The 18,455-nt window shown below is 61.1% G+C and carries 12 protein-coding genes; 5 read left to right on the forward strand and 7 right to left on the reverse strand.

Annotated features, from left to right (window positions below):
• The first annotated feature begins 96 nt into the window (after positions 1 to 96).
• The 4 genes from ACZ89R_RS07570 (at position 97) to ACZ89R_RS07585 (ending at position 5,355) form a co-directional block, all read left to right on the forward strand.
• Positions 97 to 1,125 (forward strand): trans-3-hydroxy-L-proline dehydratase, encoded by a 1,029-nt coding sequence (locus ACZ89R_RS07570; RefSeq protein ID WP_429546162.1) that lies wholly within the window; start codon positions 97 to 99, stop codon positions 1,123 to 1,125.
• 116 nt (positions 1,126 to 1,241) lie between these two features.
• Positions 1,242 to 2,159 (forward strand): dihydrodipicolinate synthase family protein, encoded by a 918-nt coding sequence (locus tag ACZ89R_RS07575; RefSeq protein ID WP_007903713.1) that lies wholly within the window; start codon positions 1,242 to 1,244, stop codon positions 2,157 to 2,159.
• Positions 2,160 to 2,230: 71 nt separating this feature from the next.
• Positions 2,231 to 3,628 (forward strand): fosfomycin efflux MFS transporter AbaF, encoded by a 1,398-nt coding sequence (gene abaF, locus ACZ89R_RS07580; protein WP_429546161.1) that lies wholly within the window; start codon positions 2,231 to 2,233, stop codon positions 3,626 to 3,628.
• A gap of 146 nt (positions 3,629 to 3,774) precedes the next feature.
• Positions 3,775 to 5,355, forward strand: a complete 1,581-nt coding sequence (locus ACZ89R_RS07585; RefSeq protein ID WP_429546160.1) for an aldehyde dehydrogenase (NADP(+)) — start codon at positions 3,775 to 3,777, stop codon at positions 5,353 to 5,355.
• Positions 5,356 to 5,569: 214 nt separating this feature from the next.
• Here ACZ89R_RS07585 and ACZ89R_RS07590 read toward each other — a convergent pair whose 3' ends face one another.
• From ACZ89R_RS07590 to ACZ89R_RS07620, 7 genes are all read right to left on the reverse strand, one after another.
• On the reverse strand, positions 5,570 to 7,213 hold the full coding sequence (locus tag ACZ89R_RS07590; RefSeq protein WP_429546159.1) for a fatty acid--CoA ligase: 1,644 nt from the start codon (positions 7,211 to 7,213) through the stop codon (positions 5,570 to 5,572).
• Positions 7,214 to 7,244: 31 nt separating this feature from the next.
• Positions 7,245 to 9,023: an acyl-CoA dehydrogenase C-terminal domain-containing protein gene (locus tag ACZ89R_RS07595; protein ID WP_429546158.1), complete on the reverse strand. Its 1,779-nt coding sequence runs from the start codon at positions 9,021 to 9,023 to the stop codon at positions 7,245 to 7,247.
• Between the two features lie 7 nt (positions 9,024 to 9,030).
• Positions 9,031 to 11,547, reverse strand: a complete 2,517-nt coding sequence (locus ACZ89R_RS07600; RefSeq protein ID WP_429546157.1) for an efflux RND transporter permease subunit — start codon at positions 11,545 to 11,547, stop codon at positions 9,031 to 9,033.
• A 15-nt stretch (positions 11,548 to 11,562) separates the two neighbouring features.
• Entirely contained in the window at positions 11,563 to 12,651 is a 1,089-nt protein-coding gene (locus ACZ89R_RS07605) for a WD40/YVTN/BNR-like repeat-containing protein (RefSeq protein WP_429546156.1), read from the reverse strand.
• Between the two features lie 150 nt (positions 12,652 to 12,801).
• Complete coding sequence (locus tag ACZ89R_RS07610) at positions 12,802 to 14,160, reverse strand: DUF1329 domain-containing protein (RefSeq protein ID WP_429546155.1); 1,359 nt, start codon at positions 14,158 to 14,160, stop codon at positions 12,802 to 12,804.
• 41 nt (positions 14,161 to 14,201) lie between these two features.
• Entirely contained in the window at positions 14,202 to 16,214 is a 2,013-nt protein-coding gene (locus tag ACZ89R_RS07615; RefSeq protein ID WP_429546154.1) for a DUF1302 domain-containing protein, read from the reverse strand.
• 129 nt (positions 16,215 to 16,343) lie between these two features.
• On the reverse strand, positions 16,344 to 16,910 hold the full coding sequence (locus ACZ89R_RS07620; RefSeq protein WP_429546153.1) for an RBBP9/YdeN family alpha/beta hydrolase: 567 nt from the start codon (positions 16,908 to 16,910) through the stop codon (positions 16,344 to 16,346).
• Positions 16,911 to 17,266: 356 nt separating this feature from the next.
• Between ACZ89R_RS07620 and ACZ89R_RS07625 the strand changes: the two genes are divergently transcribed.
• The gene (locus ACZ89R_RS07625) at positions 17,267 to 18,319 is read left to right on the forward strand and encodes an AraC family transcriptional regulator (protein ID WP_123497773.1); all 1,053 of its coding nucleotides are present in this window, start codon (positions 17,267 to 17,269) and stop codon (positions 18,317 to 18,319) included.
• The last annotated feature ends 136 nt before the right edge of the window (positions 18,320 to 18,455 follow it).

Raw genomic sequence — 18,455 nt, forward strand, 5'->3', positions numbered from 1 at the left:
GGCTGCGTCGATCACCGATTTTGTGTACACCACCAAACCCTGTGGGAGCGAGCCTGCTCGCGATGAGGCCCTAACAGACAAAACAAGGAGCAAACCATGCGCTCATCGAAAGTCATTCACGTAGTCAGCTGTCACGCCGAAGGCGAAGTCGGCGATGTGATCGTCGGCGGCGTCGCCCCACCCCCGGGCGCCACCGTGTGGGAACAATCGCGCTGGATCGCCAAGGATCAGACCCTGCGCAACTTCGTGCTCAACGAACCTCGCGGCGGCGTGTTCCGCCACGTCAACCTGCTGGTGCCGGCCAAGGATCCGCGGGCGCAGATGGCCTGGATCATCATGGAACCGGCAGACACACCACCGATGTCCGGCTCCAATTCGCTGTGCGTGGCCACGGTGCTGCTCGACAGCGGCATCCTTCCGATGACCGAACCGCAAACCCGGCTGGTGCTCGAAGCGCCCGGCGGGCTGATCGAGGCCGTGGCCGACTGCCGCAACGGCAAGGTCGAACGGGTGGAAATCAAGAACGTGCCCTCCTTCGCTGACCGCCTCGATGCCTGGATCGAAGTCGAAGGCCTCGGCTCGTTGCAGGTCGACACTGCGTATGGCGGCGACAGTTTTGTGATCGCCGATGCCGAACGCCTGGGCTTTTCCATTCGCCCCGATGAAGCTGCCGACTTGGTAGCGGTCGGGTTGAAAATCACTCGCGCAGCCAATGAACAGCTGGGCTTCGTCCATCCGCTGAACCCCGAGTGGTCGCATATTTCCTTCTGCCAGATTGCCGCGCCCATCGTCGTTGAAAATGGCATCGCCACCGGTGCCAACGCGGTGGTGATTCAACCCGGCAAGATCGACCGCTCGCCCACCGGCACCGGCTGCTCGGCGCGCATGGCGGTGCTGCAGGCCAAGGGCTTGATGCAAGTGGGGGAGCGCTTTATTGGCCGCTCGATCATCGGTTCCGAATTCCACTGCCGCATCGATTCGCTTACCGAAGTGGCCGGACGCCCAGCGATCTACCCATGCATTTCCGGCCGGGCCTGGATCACCGGCACCCACCAACTGCTGCTCGACCCGAGCGATCCGTGGCCACAGGGCTATCGCTTGTCAGACACCTGGCCGGGTGCCTGAAACTCCCCCAGACCAACGGCGACCAAAAACCCCTGACCAATTGAAAAAAACACTAGCCGAGTCACCGGCATTTAAAATATCGTATACGAAATACAAAAAACGAACCGGAGGCAACAATGAGCAAACGCATTAACTGGAGTGGCGTCTTCCCCGCGGTGACCACTCAATTCAACGATGACTTCTCTATCAACCTGGAAAAAACCCATCAGGTGATTTCCAACGTGATCCGTGACGGCGTCTCAGGCCTGGTGGTGTGCGGTTCGGTGGGGGAAAACACCTCATTGACCGCCGAAGAAAAAATCGCCGTGACCGAAGTCGCGGTCGACGCCTCCCGGGGTCGTGTGCCAGTGATCTGCGGTGTGGCCGAGTTCACCAGCGTGCAAGCGGCCAAGGTCGCCAATGCCGTGCGCCGGGTCGGCGTCGACGGCGTGATGCTGATGCCGGCGCTGGTCTACGGCTCCAAGCCGTTCGAGACCGCCGAGCACTACCGCTACGTGGCAAAAAACGCCGACGTACCACTGATGGTTTACAACAACCCGCCGATCTACAAAAACGACGTCACCCCGGACATCCTGATTTCCCTGGCCGACTGCGACAACGTGGTGTGCTTCAAGGATTCATCCGGCGATACCCGTCGTTTCATCGACGTGCGCAATGAAGTCGGCGACCGTTTCGTGCTGTTCGCCGGCCTCGACGATGTGGTGCTGGAAAGCATCGCGGTGGGTGCCGAGGGCTGGGTCTCGGGCATGTCCAACGTGTTCCCGAAAGAAGGCGAAACCATCTTCCGTCTGGCCAAGGCCGGTCGCTTCGCCGAAGCCATGCCGATCTACGAATGGCTGATGCCGATCCTGCACCTCGATGCCCGTGCCGACCTGGTGCAGTGCATCAAGCTCTGTGAAGCCATCGCCGGTCGCGGCAGCGCGCTGACCCGTCCGCCACGCCTGGCACTGCCGGAAGCCGATCGGGTATTCGTCGAGCAGATCATGGCCAAGGCCTTGGCTAACCGTCCGGAGTTGCCAGACGTCGGTCTCTGAGTGATTGCCGGGCGGGTCTTTGCGGACCCGGCCCGGCTGCCTGTTTTTGCGCCCCTACAGGAAACGCCAGCATGTCCAATCCTCTACACACGCAAAGCGCAACCACCCCCTCGGGACTCAAACGCGTAGTGGCCGCCGCCATGGCCGGCACCGTTGCCGAGTGGTACGAATTCTTTCTCTACGGCACAGCCTCCGCACTGGTCTTCGGCCAGTTGTTCTTCCGCCAGACCGACAGCCCCATCGACGGCATCATCGCCGCCTTCGCCCTGTACGCGGTCGGCTTTCTCGCTCGCCCATTGGGCGGTCTGGTGTTCGGTCACTACGGTGACAAATTCGGCCGAAAACGCCTGCTGCAATTGAGCCTGATTGTGGTCGGCATCACCACTTTCCTGATGGGATGCCTGCCGGGCTTCGACAGCATCGGCTATGCCGCGCCAGTGTTATTGGTGCTGCTGCGGCTGATCCAGGGTTTTGCCTTTGGTGGTGAATGGGGTGGTGCGATTTTGCTGGTGTCCGAACACTGCCCCGACAACCGTCGCGGCTTCTGGGCCAGTTGGCCGCAAGCCGGGGTGCCGGCCGGCAACCTGGTGGCGACCGTCGCGCTGCTGCTGTTGTCGTCGAACCTGTCGGAAGAACAATTCCTCGCTTGGGGCTGGCGTGTGGCGTTCTGGTTCTCGGCGGTGGTGGTGCTGATCGGTTACTGGATTCGCACCAGCGTCGATGACGCGCCGATCTTCAAAGAAGCCCAGGCCCGTCAGGCGCAGACCAAGCAGCTACAGCTGGGCGTGGTCGAAGTGCTGCGTCATCACTGGCGCGCCGTGCTGGTGGGGATCGGCGCACGTTTTGCCGAGAACATTCTCTATTACACCGTGGTCACCTTTTCGATCACCTACCTGAAACTGGTGGTGCACAAGGACACCTCGGAAATTCTGCTGCTGATGTTCGGCGCGCACTTGGTGCACTTCTTCCTGATTCCGTTGATGGGGTATCTGTCGGATATCGTCGGGCGCAAACCGATTTACCTGACCGGCGCGGTGCTCACCGCGTTCTGGGGCTTTATCGGTTTCCCGATGATGGACACCGGCAACAACTGGCTGATCATGGCGGCGATCATTCTGGGCCTGGGCATCGAGTCGATGACCTATGCGCCCTACTCGGCGCTGATGGCCGAAATGTTCCCGACCCATGTGCGCTACACCGCCCTTTCACTGTGCTACCAGGTGGCGCCGATTTTTGCCGGTTCCCTGGCACCGCTGATTGCCATCACGCTGCTCAACAAATATCACAGCTCGACACCCATCGCCTGGTATCTGGTGGGCACCGCGTTGATTTCCATCGTGGCCGTCGGCCTGACCCGGGAAACCCGTGGCAAGTCGTTGCATCAGGTGGATGCCGAATCCGCTGCGCGTATTGCTGCGCTGGACAACGCCGCGCCGGCCATGGCACGCCGGGGTGATTCGCTGGTTTGAGGTCCCAAAAGATCGCAGCCTTCGGCAGCTCCTACAGGGATCACATACAACCACAGGTCGCTTGTGTAGGAGCTGCCGAAGGCTGCGATCCTGGCATTCTGACAAACACGAAAATCTTGCCCTCGTTCCCGACAGGAGTTTTTTTGATGCCCGAGATTATCGGCCACAACTACATCGGCGGTGCCCGCAGCGCCGCCGGCAGCATCACTCTGCACGGCCACGACGCCAGCACCGGCGAAGCGCTGCCCTTCTCTTTCATGCAAGCCACTGTGGAAGAAGTGGACGCCGCCGCCCAGGCCGCTGCTGCCGCTTACCCGGCCTTCCGCAATCTACCGGCAACCCGCCGTGCAGAATTTCTTGAAGCGATCGCCACGCAACTGGATGCACTGGATGATGAATTCGTCGCTCTGGTCACCCGCGAAACCGCGCTGCCGACCGGGCGCATTCAAGGCGAACGCAGTCGTACCAGCAACCAAATGCGCCTGTTCGCTCAGGTTCTGCGTCGGGGCGATTTCTATGGTGCGCGCATCGACCGCGCCTTGCCCGAACGTCTGCCATTGCCACGGGTCGACCTGCGCCAATACCGGATCGGCGTCGGCCCGGTGGCCGTGTTCGGCGCCAGTAATTTCCCGCTGGCCTTTTCCACTGCCGGCGGTGACACCGCTGCCGCCCTGGCCGCTGGGTGCCCGGTGGTGTTCAAGGCCCACAGTGGACACATGGCGACCGCCGAACACGTGGCCGATGCAATCATCCGCGCCGCCGAGCAAACCGACATGCCCACAGGTGTGTTCAACATGATCTACGGCGCGGGCGTCGGTGAAGCGCTGGTCAAGCATCCGGCGATCCGGGCCGTCGGTTTCACCGGCTCGCTGAAAGGTGGTCGCGCTCTCTGTGACATGGCCGCCGCACGGCCACAACCGATCCCGGTGTTCGCCGAAATGAGCAGCATCAACCCGGTGCTGGTATTGCCGGAAGCCCTGCTCGCGCGTGGCGAGAAAATCGCCGGTGAACTGGTGGCGTCGGTGGTCCAGGGGTGCGGTCAGTTCTGTACCAATCCGGGGTTGGTGATCGGTATGCGCTCACCCCACTTCAGCGCTTTCATCGCGCGGCTCAGTGCCTTGATGGCCGAACAACCGGCGCAAACCATGCTCAACGCCGGCACCCTCGGCAGCTACGAAAAAGGCGTGCAGGCCTTGCTCGACCATCCGAGAATAATCCGCCTGGCGGGCCAGGATCAGCACGGCAATCAAGCGTGGCCGCAACTGTTCAAGGCCGACGTCAGTCTGCTGTTCAAGGGTGATCCGCTGTTGCAGGAAGAAGTGTTCGGCCCGACCACCCTCGTCGTCGAAGTGGCCGACGAGGCCGAGTTGCGACAAGCGCTGAACAGTTTGCACGGTCAACTCACCGCCACGTTGATTGGCGAAGCACAGGACCTGAAGGAACACGCCGATCTGCTGGTACTGCTGGAGCAAAAGGTCGGCCGCGTGTTGTTCAACGGCTACCCCACTGGCGTCGAAGTCTGCAATGCCATGGTGCATGGCGGCCCCTATCCGGCGACCTCCGATGCCCGTGGCACTTCGGTCGGCAGCCTGGCCATCGAGCGCTTCCTGCGCCCGGTGTGCTACCAGAACTGCCCGGACGCCTTGCTGCCCGACGCCCTGAAAAACGCCAACCCGTTGGGCATTACGCGACTGGTTGATGGCAACATCCACCGCGAACCGGTTTAACAACACGACCTCCTGTGTGGCGAGGGGGCTTGCCCCCGTTCGGCTGCGAAGCAGTCGTAAAACCGTTATATGAAATGCAGGGGCCGCTTCGCGACCCAACGGGGGCAAGCCCCCTCGCCACAAGAGCCCGCGGCCACAGGATTTTCATCGGGCCTTCAATGCACTGAAACAACACGTCGGCCCGGGCCTACCGAACGTCAGCATCGCGCCGCTGTCACCCCAATTCGCTTTGCCGGATCAGCTTCTTGTCAATCTTCCCGACGCTGGTTTTAGGAATCTCGGCGACGAACTTGAACTGCTTGGGGATCGCCCATTTGTTGATGCGGCCACGCTCGACAAACCCTTGCAGATGCGCCTCGAGGATCTTGCGGTCGAGATATTGCCCAGGCTCGCACACCACCAGCGCCATCGGCCGTTCGCCCCATTGCTCATCGGCAATGCCCACGACCGCGACCGACATCACCGCCGCGTGTTCGCTGATCAGGCTTTCCAGTTCCAGGGAGCTGATCCACTCCCCGCCCGTCTTGATGACATCCTTGATTCGATCTTTGATTTCCACCCCGCCCAAGGCGTCGATGGAGGCCAGATCGCCGGTGTGCATCCAACCGTTGTGCCACAGCTCGGCGCCCTTTTCGGGCTCCTTCAAATAGCCTTGGGTCAGCCAGGGTGCGCGCACCACGATCTCGCCCAGAGACTCGCCATCGTGGGCAACGTCATTGCCATTGGCATCGATGATTTTCAGGTCGACCATCGGCACCGGCGTGCCAGTCTTGATGCGGGTGGCCAGTTGGGCTTGCGTGGACTGTTCGAGGTCTTCATCACGCAGATACGTCAGGCACAGCAATGGGCAGGTTTCCGACATGCCGTAACCGCTGTGTACCTGAATACCTTTGGCGCTCGCTTCGCTGGCAATTCCCAGCGTCAGTGCGCTGCCACCCAGAAGCATTTTCCAGCCATCGAAACGGGTCTGTGCCGCTTCCTCACAGCTCAGGATCATTTGCAGAATGGTCGGCACGCAGTGGGAAAAAGTGACCTTCTCCTCTCGATACAGCCTGACCAGGCTGTTGGGTTCGTAGCGGCCGGGGTACACCTGCTTGAGCCCCATCAGGGTGGCGACATAAGGCACACCCCAGGCATGCACGTGAAACATCGGGGTGATCGGCATGTACACATCATCGGAACGCAGCAACGGCAGGCCTTGATAGACGCCCAACGTGCCCACGGCATTCAAGGTGTGCAGGACCAATTGGCGGTGGGTGAAATACACGCCTTTAGGGTCGCCCGTGGTGCCGGTGGTGTAGAAAAGGGTCGCCACCGAGTTTTCATCGAAATCGGGAAAGTCATACTGGTCTGAGGCCCCGGACAACAGGTTTTCGTATTCCCCCAATACCGGTAGCGACGTATCGTTTGCCGTATCGTCCGTGAGCTGCAGGTAACCTTTGACGGTTTTGAGCTGCCCCTGAATCTGTTCAACCAGCGGCAGGAAATCATCATGCACCAGCACCAGATCGTCCTCGGCATGGTTCATGGTGAAGAGCACCTGATCCGGCGACAGACGAATGTTCACGGTGTGCAGCACCGCACCGATCATCGGTACGGCAAAAAAGCATTCCAGGTAGCGGTGGCTGTCCCAGTCGAGCAAGGCCACGGTATCACCGGCCTTGACGCCGGCAGCGGTCAAGGCATTGGCCAGCCTGCGGATCCGCTGGTTGAGGGTCTGGTAGCTGTAGCGCAGTTTGTCGGCGTAGACGATTTCCCGCCCCGGTTCGTAGCGCACGCCGGACAGCAACAATTGCTTGATCAGCAAGGGATAGGCATAGGCGCCATCGGCGGGCGGAATTATTTTTGTCGCCATCATGGTTGGGGTTTCCGGTCCTTTTTACGTGGGCTCAGAACTGCTCTGCATCCAATTGATAGAGGCATTCGCTGCCAGCCTTGGCCGACGCGCTCAACGAGTGGATGCGTGGCAGCAGACGGGCGAAGTAGAAGCGCGCGGTGGCCAGTTTGCTGGCGTAGAAATCGTCTTTGGAATGCGTGCTCATGGCAGCCTTGGCCATTCGCGTCCACATGTAGGCGTACGCGGTGTAGCCGAATACGTGCAGGTACTCGACCGACGCCGCGCCGATTTCATTCGGGTTGCCCTGGGCTCGGTCCAGCAGCCATGCGGTCAGTTCGTCGAGGGTGTCGACGGCGGCGTTCAACGGTTTAGTGAACTCACCGAGGTCAGCGCAGGCTTTGGCGGTAAAGTTGCGGATTTCCGAAGCGAACAGCCGGTACAGCGCCCCGCCGCTTCCGACTATTTTGCGCCCGGCCAAATCCAGTGACTGGATGCCGTTGGTGCCTTCGTAGATCTGGGTGATGCGCACATCGCGAACCAGTTGCTCCTGGCCCCATTCGCGAATGTAGCCGTGGCCGCCGAAGATCTGCTGGCCATGCACGGTGGTTTCCAGGCCCATGTCGGTGAGGAACGCCTTGGCCACCGGGGTCAGCAGCGATACCAGTTCCTGGGCGCGGGTGCGGGTTGCCGCGTCATCGCTGTACTTGGCGGTGTCCAGTTGCAGGGCCACGTAGCTGGAGAACGCGCGCCCGCCTTCGTTCAAGGCTTTCATGGTCAACAGCATGCGTCGTACATCCGGGTGCACGATGATCGGATCGGCAGCTTTGTCCTTGTTCTGCGCGCCGGTCGGCGAACGGCTTTGCAGGCGGTCACGGGCGTATTCGACGGCGTTCTGGTACGAACGCTCACCCAACGCCAGACCCTGGATACCCACGCCAAGGCGTTCGTAATTCATCATGGTGAACATTGCCGCCAGGCCTTTGTTTGGCGCATCGACGATCCAGCCGGTCGCCTCGTCAAAGTTCATCACACAGGTGGCGGAGGCCTTGATGCCCATCTTGTGCTCGATGGAACCGCAGGACAGCGAGTTGCGCTCACCCAGCGAGCCATCGTCATTGACCAGCACCTTGGGCACCAGAAACAGCGAAATCCCCTTGGGACCGGCCGGTGCATCCGGCAACCGGGCGAGCACCAAATGAATGATGTTTTCGGTCAGGTCGTGCTCCCCCCCGGTGATGAAAATCTTGCTGCCGCTGATCTTGAAACTGCCGTCGGCCTGAGGTTCGGCGCGGGTGCGAATCAGGCCCAGGTCCGTTCCGGCATGCGCCTCGGTCAGACACATTGAACCGGTCCAGGTGCCGGCATACATGCTCGGCAGATAGCGTTCCTTGAGCTCCTGACTGGCATGGGCATTGATCGACAGGCACGCACCGGCGGTCAGCATCGGGTACAGGCCGAACGACAGACTCGCCGAGTTGACCATCTCCTCGACCTGAGCCGAAATCGCCTTGGGCATGCCCATGCCACCGAATTGCGGATCGCCACCCACACCCACCCAACCGCCTTCGGCGAATGCCTGGTAGGCCGCGACAAAACCGTCCGGCGCCTGGACCGCGCCGTTGCTCCAGGTGCAGCCCTGCTCGTCGCTGCTGCGGTTCAACGGCGCGATAACTTCGCCACTGATTTTGCCGGCCTCTTCAAGGATCGCGGCGGCCGTTTCTTCATCGATCACCTCGGCCAGGCCAGGCAACTGGGCCCATAGCCGGGACACCTGGAAGACTTCGTTGAGTACGAAGCGCATATCGCGCAAAGGAGCTTTGTAATCAGACATGGTTGGCTTACTCGGAAGTGGTCAGGGCATGGGGCATACCCTGGCGTTGAGAGGTGTCGGTTTCAGTGGCTTGCGCCACTTGGGCTTGCGGAACGGGGTGACGCAGCAGGAAGTACGACAGGGCAGGAATCAGCACCAGCGCGCCGAGCATGTTCCACAGGAACATGAAGGTCAGCAGGATGCCCATGTCGGCCTGGAACTTGATCGGTGACCAGACCCAGCACACAACACCGGCCGCCAGAGTGATGCCCACCAGGCCCACCACCCGACCGGTAAACGACACGGCATTGCGGTAAGCCTGACTCAGCGGCAGGCCCTGGCGCTGGTAATGCAACTGCACGCTGAGCAGGTACAAGGCGTAGTCCACGCCGATGCCCACGCCCAATGCGATCACCGGCAGGGTCGCGACTTTCACGCCAATGCCCATGGCCACCATCAACGCCTCGCAAAGGATCGAGGTCAGGACCAGTGGCAACAGGGCGACCAGGGTCGCGCGCCAGCTGCGGAAGGTGATCAGGCAGAACAGCGTCACCGCCGCATAGACGTAAAGCAGCATCGTGCGATTGGCCTCGCGCACCACAATGTTGGTCGCCGCTTCAATCCCGGCCGACCCGGCCGCCAACAGGAACTGGCGATCTGCGCTGTTGTTCTCCCGGGCGAACTTTTCGGCGATGCCCACCACGGCATCCAGGGTCTCGGCCTTGTGGTCCTTGAGGAAGGTGATCACCGGCATCAGCGAACAGTCGGTGTTGAACAACTCCGGGGAGTTGACCGAGGCTTGCTGCGCGGCGTAGTTCAGCACGTCCTGATTGCGCTGGATGCTGTTGAGCTTGGGGTTGCCTTCATAAGTACCGGCGGTGATTTGCCGCACCGCGTTGACCAACGACGCCGTGGCCTGTACGCCCGAAGACTGCTGCAGCTCCCAGGCCAGACGGTCGGCGAGGACCAGCGTCTTGTAGTTCAAGCAGCCTTCCGGCGCAGTCTTGATCATCACCGCGAACAGGTCGCTGGACAGCGCGTAGTGGCTGGTGATGTAGGCGTTGTCACGGTTGTAGCGAGAGTCGGCACGCAACTCCGGTGCGCCACTTTCCAGGTCGCCGATCTTCAACTGCAAGCTGACCATGAAGCCGCCGATGCCCATCAGTGCCGCGACCAGTACCGCTCCCGTGGCCCATTTGGCCGTGGTGAAGCGATCGAGCAAGTCCCACAGTTTGCCGAAGCCTTTGTGCCCGTCTGCACGGGTGTCGATTTTCAGCGCACGCTCGGCCGCCTTGGTGCCGACGCCGACATAAGACAGCGCCACCGGCATCAGCAACAGCGAGGTGAAGATCAGCACCGCCACACCGATGCTGGCGGTGATCGCCAGATCGCGGATCACCGGAATATCGATCAGCATCAGCACCGCGAACCCGACAGCATCGGCCAGCAGCGCGGTGACGCCGGCAATGAACAGGCGGCGGAAGGTGTAGCGTGCGGCGATGAGTCTGTGGGTGCCACGGGCGATGTCTTGCATGATCCCGTTCATTTTCTGCGCCGCGTGAGACACACCAATGGCGAAGATCAGGAACGGCACCAGCACTGAATACGGATCGATTGCATAGCCCAGCCAGGCGACGATGCCCAGTTGCCAGACCACCGCGATCAGCGAGCAGCCGACCACCAGCAAGGTGCTACGCACGCATCGGGTGTAGGCGTAAATGATGATCAGTGAAGTGACGACGGCCAGGCCGAAGAACATCATCACCTGGATCAGGCCATCGATCAGGTCGCCCATCAGTTTGGCGAAACCGATCACCCGAACCTTGTATTGCCCCTTGCCCTCCTCCCCGGCCTTGCGCGCAGCGCTGTCACCGGCGAACTCGATCTTGTCGCGCAACTGCTCTTCAAGCATCTGCGAAAAGGCGTGGTAGTCGATGCGCTGACCGCTGGCCGTGGCTTTGTCCAGCAGCGGAACAATGAGCATGCTCGATTTATAGTCGCTGGCCACCAGACTGCCGACGATACCGGCGCGGGAAATGTTCTGGCGCAGCTGTTCTATTTCTTCCGGTTTGCCCTGGTAAGTATCGGGCATCACCGGGCCACCCTGGAAACCTTCCTCGGTGACTTCGGTCCAGCGCACCGCCGGGCTCCACAACGACTTCATCCAGGCACGGTCGACGCCTTCGGTGACGAACAACTGATCGTTGACCTGTTTGAGCACGTCAAGATAAGCGGGGTCGAAAATATCGCCCTGGGTGTTCTCCACCACCACCCGTACCGAGTTGCCCAAACCGCGCAGCGACTGGCGGTTTTCCAGGAAATTCTGAATGTACGGTTGGCTCTGCGGAATCATCTTTTCGAAGCTGGGGCGCAGCTCCAGGCGCGTTGCGGCCATGTAGCCCAACACCACGGTGGCCAGCGCCATCAGCAGCATGAACAACGGACGGTAGTTGAACACCAACCGCTCCAGCCGGTTGCCGGAATGGCGGTCGAAATCCCGCAGATCGCGGATCACCGGCATGGTTTCTTGTTTGATATTGCCCATGTCTGGGTACTCGCTCTAAGGGTTCGAGGGCTTATCAACGGACAGCGTCCGTGCACCACGGCTGCCAACCACCACCAGTGCACCGTCGGCGGACTGAGTGGCGCCGGTCACCGGTGTCGGTGCCTGTTGCTGAACCAGATGCAATTGCGCGCCTGTGCCCTGGCTGACCAGCATCTGCCCGCCCTGGGTGAACAAGCGGTAGTTGCCACGGCCATCGACCAGGCCGGCGGTGATGCTGACGCGCAGGCCAGTGTCCAGCGGAGTCCATCTGAGACCGCCATCGGTGCTGCGCAGCACATTGCCGCGCAAGCCATAGACGAGCACTTCCCCGGGCTTGCCGAGCACACCGAAAAAACTGCCTTGATAGGGTGTCTGCACGGCGGCGAAGCGCTGTTGGGTGTCATCCCACTTGAGCAGCAGCCCCTGCTCTCCAGCGATGTACAGCGCATCGCCAGTGGAGGCGATGGCGTTGAGGTGAAAGCCCTGCGGGTTGTCGGTGCGGTCCTGGAACGGTGTCCAGCTCTGGCCGCCGTCTTCGGTGCGCAGGATCAGGTTGAACACCCCGACCACATAACCGAGGCGCTCGTTGGCGAACCAGACATCGAGCAACGGTTTGTCGGCGCCCTGCGCCATCAGGCGCTCACCTTCGGCGACCAGCAGTGGCCATTGTTCGTTGCCCGGCTCTGCACTGGCCAACGCGCCGTAATGCTTGACCAGCAAGGCCCCGATCTCGCGGCCGTCCAGTTGCTTGCGCCAGGTCGCACCGGCGTCGTTGCTGTGCAACACCACGCCGTCACCGCCCACCGCCCAGCCTTGGGTGGCGGAAGGAAAACTCACGGCATTGAGGTCGGCACTGACCGGCACCGCTGCCTGATGCCAGTGTTTACCGGCATCATCGGAATACAGAATGTGGCCACGCTGCCCGACGGCAACCAGACGCTCGCCGGCGCGGGTCATACCCGATAGCGGGCTGTTGACGGCCAAGGCGCTGACCTTGGCCGGCAGATCCAGCACGTCGACATAAGCGGACGCCTGGCTCAGACCCTGCAACGTTGCAAGCAAGGCGCCGAGCGCCAACTGCAGATAATTTTTGTACGAACACATACCGCGTCCTCTTCGGAAAACCGCGCCGGGACACACGTCCGTGTGCCTGACGTTCCAACCTGGCGCCCGAAACGATCGGCATGCACCGACCGTCGTGCGGTCCCCTGCCTGGCAGGCAGTGGACCGCACGGACGCTTTGTCACGGTTTGCTTAGCGAATCCCGTTACCGGCCAGGGACTCAGGCGACCACTGCGCCTTGGAGAGCGGATCGATGTACTTGATGCCGCCGTAAGGACCGACCACACCGTTGATGTTGTAGGAACCACCCACCAAGTCGTAGATCATGAAGGGCGTGGAGTCCGGGATCTGCTTGTCGTAGCTCTGGCTGAGGAATGCGAAGGAGCCACGGTACAGCTGACCACGGGCGTCATATTGGTCAGAGGCCAGAGCGGTCCAGCTGTCTTCATCGAGGTAGAAGCGACGCTTCTGATAGATGTGCCGGGCGCCAGACTTGAGGTTGCCCTCCACCACCCAGACCCGGTGTTTTTCCCAGCGCACGTAATCCGGTGCCAGGTGATTGGCGGTGGTCAGCGATTTGGGGTCCTGGGCATAGGTCAGCTTGTAGGTGTTGTAGGGCACGATCATTTCCTGCTTGCCCACCAGCTTCCAGTCGTAGCGGTCCAGTGCACCGTTGAACACGAAAACATCGTCGTAGGTGCCGGCACCGGCGGTGCCAGGGTTAGGCGTATCGTAAGCCAGGTTCGGTGCCAGCTTGACCCGACGCTGGCCAGGCAAGTATTGCCAGGCACGGCGCGGTTGCTGCAGCGGGTTGGCGGCATCCTTGAGCATCACCGCTTCACCGGCCCGGCGCGCAGGGCCGGTATAGGACAACTTCATCTGGTAGTACACGTCGGCGCTGCTGATCGGCTGCGCGAGGTTTTCGTAGATCGGATAGGAAATGAACGCCAGTCCGGTGGTCGCCAGGCTCGGCACGCCAGCGGAGTCGACATTCCAGGAGTCGTACTTGGAGTTGATGTTGACCCCCTGGTAACGCAACAGGAAGTTCCACATCGCCTCGTTGCCCGACTGCGGAATCGGGAACGGCACACCGGGCAGTACGTTATCGATGGCCAGGCCGCCTTCCAGGGACTTGGCACCGGTGGCGTTTTTCACCCCATTGTCCAGCACCGCCTTGGGCAACGAGACAGTGCGGTGGGTCGGGTAGACATTGACGTGGAAACTTGGGAAACGCTTGGCCAATTCCACCGTGGTTGCACTGAGCGAGCCCTTGTACTGATCGACGTTCTTGCCGTCGATTACCAGCAACGGTTTTTCGTTGACGAAGGGATCCGGACGCATGCTGTCACCGGATTTGAAACTGGCCGGCGGCGTGGTCAAGCCACCGTCATAGGCGGGGATGGAACCATCAGCGTTCCCGGCCTTTTCGGCGCCCACCAGGGTCAGGCTGCTGCCCAATTTGGCAGCGTCCTGAGTTGAAACAGCGGCCTGTGCCTGGGCGACAAGGATCATGGCCAGCGAAGCGGCCAACACGGTTTTTGCGAATTTCATCTTGTTATTCTCCTGCTTGCATTGAGCAAATCAGTGGTGCATCAAAAAGTGGTTTTCATCGTCAGGTAAACAGCGCCACGGTCCTCAGTCGTGGCACCACCACCGGAGAAGGCCGAGTAGCCGCCGCCGTAACACGCGTAGTTTTCATTGCCGCTAAAGGCATTGGGGGTGGAACCGTCGCCGCTGCCGGCATTGGCCGCGCCGGAACTCAGACCGCTGGTGTCGCACTTGTCGGTCTTGCCGAAGGAGTCCACGTACTTCAGGTCGATGAAGTATTTGTTGTACACAACAGCACCTAGGCCCACGGCATAGTTGCCGGTGTCTTTGGCACCGCCACCGGACACCGGTGACACGCCGTCGAGACCGACGTTGATGGACATCGGTGCGTTGAGGTCGACACCGGGAAACACCTGGTACCAGGTCGGCGTGAAGTTGACCGCGATGCCCCAGTTGTCCCGGGTCGGCTGGTCGATGCCGCGATAGGTGTCCTTGCCCTTGTAGAGCGCTTCGTTCTTGCTATCGAGCTTGAGCAAGTTGCTGTAGTACAACTCGGCGAGCAGGCTGGCCGAATCGAACACCGGGGTTTTCGGGAAGGTCATCAGGCCGTTGAGCGTCCAGTGCAAGGTGTCACCGGTGGCGGCCATGCTGTCGCCCTTCTGCGGGGTGTCATAAACCACACCGGTGGCAGCCGTACGCGCCGGCAACAGGCCAAGACCCGCGCCCAGACCGAGTGGGCTGTTAGTGCTGACAACCGCCGGAATACTGGCCAACGGCATGTTGTGACGAATGTTCAGGTCCGAACCGACGCTCACCCCGCCAACGTCCTTGGACAGGCTCAGGCCAACGATCTTGATGTTGTCGGCATAGGCCATTTGATAGGTGGCGGTGCTCAGCGAGTTGAGCGTGTTGATCACCGCAGGCACTTGCCCTGCCGGCCGAGTGCCGTTGGGGTTGGCCGAACTCAGGCCTCTGGCATCCAGCCAGGCTTGCGGCAGGATTTCCGAGGTTTCGCGGTAGTAAACGCCGAGGGTGCCATCCAGCCAGGCCGGCGACCACTTGGCCATCACGCCCCAGTCTCCGCGCTTGTCTGGCGTCAGGTCGTGGCCGCGACGCACATTGGTCAACCCGTTGCAGGGCGCCAGACCACAACCCAGCGGACTGCCCGGCACCACGCCATTGGTGTTGCCCAGCAGGAACGACTGCGCACCGAAACCGACCAGATCGGAACCACCATAGTAAGTACCGGCTTCAGGCAGGCGGGCGGCATCCCAATCCAGGAAATACTGAGCGCCCACGGTCAACTCGGGATTGACGGTGAACGACATCGACAACTGGTTACGCGGAACGAACAGTTCCTTGGCTTCGGTACCGGGCGAGGCAGCCAGTTTGGCCAGGTCCAGGCCCGATTGGCCGTAACTGTTCGAGTGCACCGGGTTGAGAATGGTCTCGCCCCAGAACACGTTGTGCTGACCGGCCTTGACGCTCAGCAGCGACTCCTCGCCCACTTCGGTGCTGTAGAACACGAAGGCATCGAGGATTTCGCCGGAGGGACCGGTGTAGTAACGCTGGGCGTAGTTGCTCAGGTGCGGGCTGCCATTGCCGACATTGTCGCCGGTGACCCCGGCCAGGCGCGGATCGTTGGCAACCAGACCCGACCGTGCGTCATTGCCGTTGACGAACGGGTTGGAATTGGAACCGGTGTTCTCGTAGGCCTTGTCGTACCAACTGGCGGCGCTGACGCGAAAGCCCATGTGGTTCTGGTAGACCACATCCATTTCGGTCAACAGGTCAACACGGTTGGTGATGTTGGTCCCAGCCTTGCGGAAGTTGTAGTCGCCATCGTTGTTGTTCGGTGTCGCCAACATGCGCTTGTCGGCGCTTTCGGTGCGTACGCCGTAGTTGTACTTCACGGTGTTATCAAAACGCACGGTCCAGTCCGGGTTACCTGTGTCGAGTTCGACCGCCTGCGCGACCGGCACGGCGGCGGCCAGAATGGCCGAGGCCAACAAGGTGTAACGCGAGGGTGCGAACCCGTGACTCTTATTGTTGTGCATTGCGTTGTCTCTCCGCCTTTTTGTATTTGTTTTAAGCGCAGCCGCCCTCGCGCAACCCTTGTTTCAGGGGTTTGCGTTTTTCAGGAGTGAGGGCAAATACCGGATGGCTGGAACCAGCCGGCGCCTGAACTAGCGATCCAGTTCCAGGATGAGTGCTTCGGCTTGCGGCCAGTGGCCAAACCCTGCTGCCGGATTGAGATGACCCACCTCGCCCAGGTTGAGCAGTTCACTGCCCCAGCCTTCTGCCAGGCGAGTGGCGGCATCCAGGCTGGCGAGGTGGTCGTTGGTACTGACGGCCACCAGACTGCGGAACGGCAGTGGCCCTTTTGGTAGAGGATTCCAACCCTGGGTACGCAGGGTTTCAGCGGACGGGTAGCCTTGTGGCCAATGAGCATCGAGATCCGGAGGCGTGGTCAGCAGCGCGCCCTTGATCGGCCGACTGTGCTGCGCAGCCCAGTGCGCGACCATCAGCACACCGGCGCTGTGAGCAACCAGAATCACCGGCCCGTCGATCTGCTCCAGCTCGCGCTGAATCGCTTCGACCCGCTTGGCGCAATCGAGCTTGTCGGTTTCCAGCGGCGGCACACTGCGTACCTTGCACAGCCTTGCCTCAAGCAGCGTTTGCCAATGCTCGGCAACGTGCTCGCGCAGACCCGGTACGATCAGAACGGTTGCGGCAGTTTGCAGTTTGTCCACTTTCAACACCTTCGCTTTCTCGATGACTCGACTGGCTCTATCGCCAGGGGCTTTTTGTAGGACTGACATTAAAGAGCGCCCACCCGAGGCGCTTTTCATTGGACGTCAGGCACTTTTCTTTTCATGACAGATTTGCAGATGCTGGTGTGCCCCGACCATTGGTCGAAAAACCCCGCAGCTTCTCTGCGGGTCACTGTAATCAATGGGTGAGCGTCGATTGCTCGACAAAAACGCAGGGGCTTCTGGACAGAATCGGGCGAGCGCCCTCGACAACGTCACAACTGTTCAATTGCTGATGTGCTGGATATAGTCGCCACGCTCATCCGAATCGCAACTGGCCCAGGAAAGACCTTCGCATGCCCAAGCTTGTTCGCGCCGCTGTCTTGACCAACTACCTGGAGGTCACCCAATACCTGGGGTTCAACCCACGTGATGTGCTGGCCGGCGTCGGCCTGAGCAAAGCGCTGTTGCAAGCGCCCGAACACCGCATCCCCATTGATGCCGCCGTACGCCTGCTGGAAGATTCGGCCGCCGCCAGTGGCTGCCAGAGCTTCGGCCTGAGCATGGCCGAGTCGCGTCAGCTTTCGGACTTCGGTGTGGTCAGCCTGCTGCTCAGCCACCAGCGAACGCTGCGAGATGCCTTGCAGGTCGTGGTGCATTACCGTCATCTGATGAACGATTCATTGGCCATCTTCATTGAAGAGGCCGGCAAGATGGTGATCATTCGCGAAGAGGTGGTCACCGAATCGCCGATGCCCAGCCGGCAAGCCACTGAGCTGGCCATCGGCGTGATGTTCCGCCTGTGCGCCGCCCTGCTCGGCACCCACTGGCACCCTTACAGCGTCAACTTCACGCACCAGCCTCCCGACAACCTGCAACTGCATCGGCGCCTGTTCGGTTGCAAGCTGGAGTTCGGCAGCGAGTTCAACGGCATCGTCTGCTCCGACGCCAGCCTCGACGTGACCAACCCCAATGCCGACCCGGCCATGGCACGCTACGCGCAGAGCTACCTCGACTCGCTGCTCAGCCACGAAGGTCCTTCGATGCTGTTCGAGGTGCGCAAAGCCATCTATCTGCTGCTGCCGATGGGGCGCGCCACCATCGAGCAGATCGCCCAGACCCAGGGCATGAACGTACGCACCCTGCAACGTCGCCTGAAAGACGACGGCTGCGCCTTCAACGACCTGATCAACGACGTGCGCCGCGATCTGGTGTTGCGCTACCTGGAAAACCCGAATTATTCGTTGGGCCGAATCGCCGACATGCTCGGCTATTCGATGGCGAGCTCCTTCACACGCTGGTTCATCACCCAGTTCGGCATGCCGCCCGCCGCATGGCGCAGCGCGCAAAAGCACCCCGTCAAAGCACCGTCGGACCTGAGCACCCTGCCCGGCTCCAGCGAACCCTGAAAACGGACGCAAAACAGGCAAAAAAAAACGGCGACTGCTGGCACAGTCGCCGCAAAAGAACCGGTGTTATGACACCGGCCGAGGAGTCCCACTGCAATGTGGAGCGAGGTCCGGCCCTGTAGGAGCTGTCGAGCCT

Source organism: Pseudomonas sp. TE3728, assembly GCF_056279145.1.

Excerpts from the sequence above, each read along its gene's own strand:
- ACZ89R_RS07570 (WP_429546162.1), top strand. The coding sequence starts at position 97 with ATGCGCTCATCGAAAGTCATTCACGTAGTCAGCTGTCACGCCGAAGGC.
- ACZ89R_RS07575 (WP_007903713.1), top strand. The coding sequence starts at position 1,242 with ATGAGCAAACGCATTAACTGGAGTGGCGTCTTCCCCGCGGTGACCACT.
- abaF (WP_429546161.1), top strand. The coding sequence starts at position 2,231 with ATGTCCAATCCTCTACACACGCAAAGCGCAACCACCCCCTCGGGACTC.
- ACZ89R_RS07585 (WP_429546160.1), top strand. The coding sequence starts at position 3,775 with ATGCCCGAGATTATCGGCCACAACTACATCGGCGGTGCCCGCAGCGCC.
- ACZ89R_RS07590 (WP_429546159.1), bottom strand. The coding sequence starts at position 7,213 with ATGATGGCGACAAAAATAATTCCGCCCGCCGATGGCGCCTATGCCTAT.
- ACZ89R_RS07595 (WP_429546158.1), bottom strand. The coding sequence starts at position 9,023 with ATGTCTGATTACAAAGCTCCTTTGCGCGATATGCGCTTCGTACTCAAC.
- ACZ89R_RS07600 (WP_429546157.1), bottom strand. The coding sequence starts at position 11,547 with ATGGGCAATATCAAACAAGAAACCATGCCGGTGATCCGCGATCTGCGG.
- ACZ89R_RS07605 (WP_429546156.1), bottom strand. The coding sequence starts at position 12,651 with ATGTGTTCGTACAAAAATTATCTGCAGTTGGCGCTCGGCGCCTTGCTT.
- ACZ89R_RS07610 (WP_429546155.1), bottom strand. The coding sequence starts at position 14,160 with ATGAAATTCGCAAAAACCGTGTTGGCCGCTTCGCTGGCCATGATCCTT.
- ACZ89R_RS07615 (WP_429546154.1), bottom strand. The coding sequence starts at position 16,214 with ATGCACAACAATAAGAGTCACGGGTTCGCACCCTCGCGTTACACCTTG.
- ACZ89R_RS07625 (WP_123497773.1), top strand. The coding sequence starts at position 17,267 with ATGCCCAAGCTTGTTCGCGCCGCTGTCTTGACCAACTACCTGGAGGTC.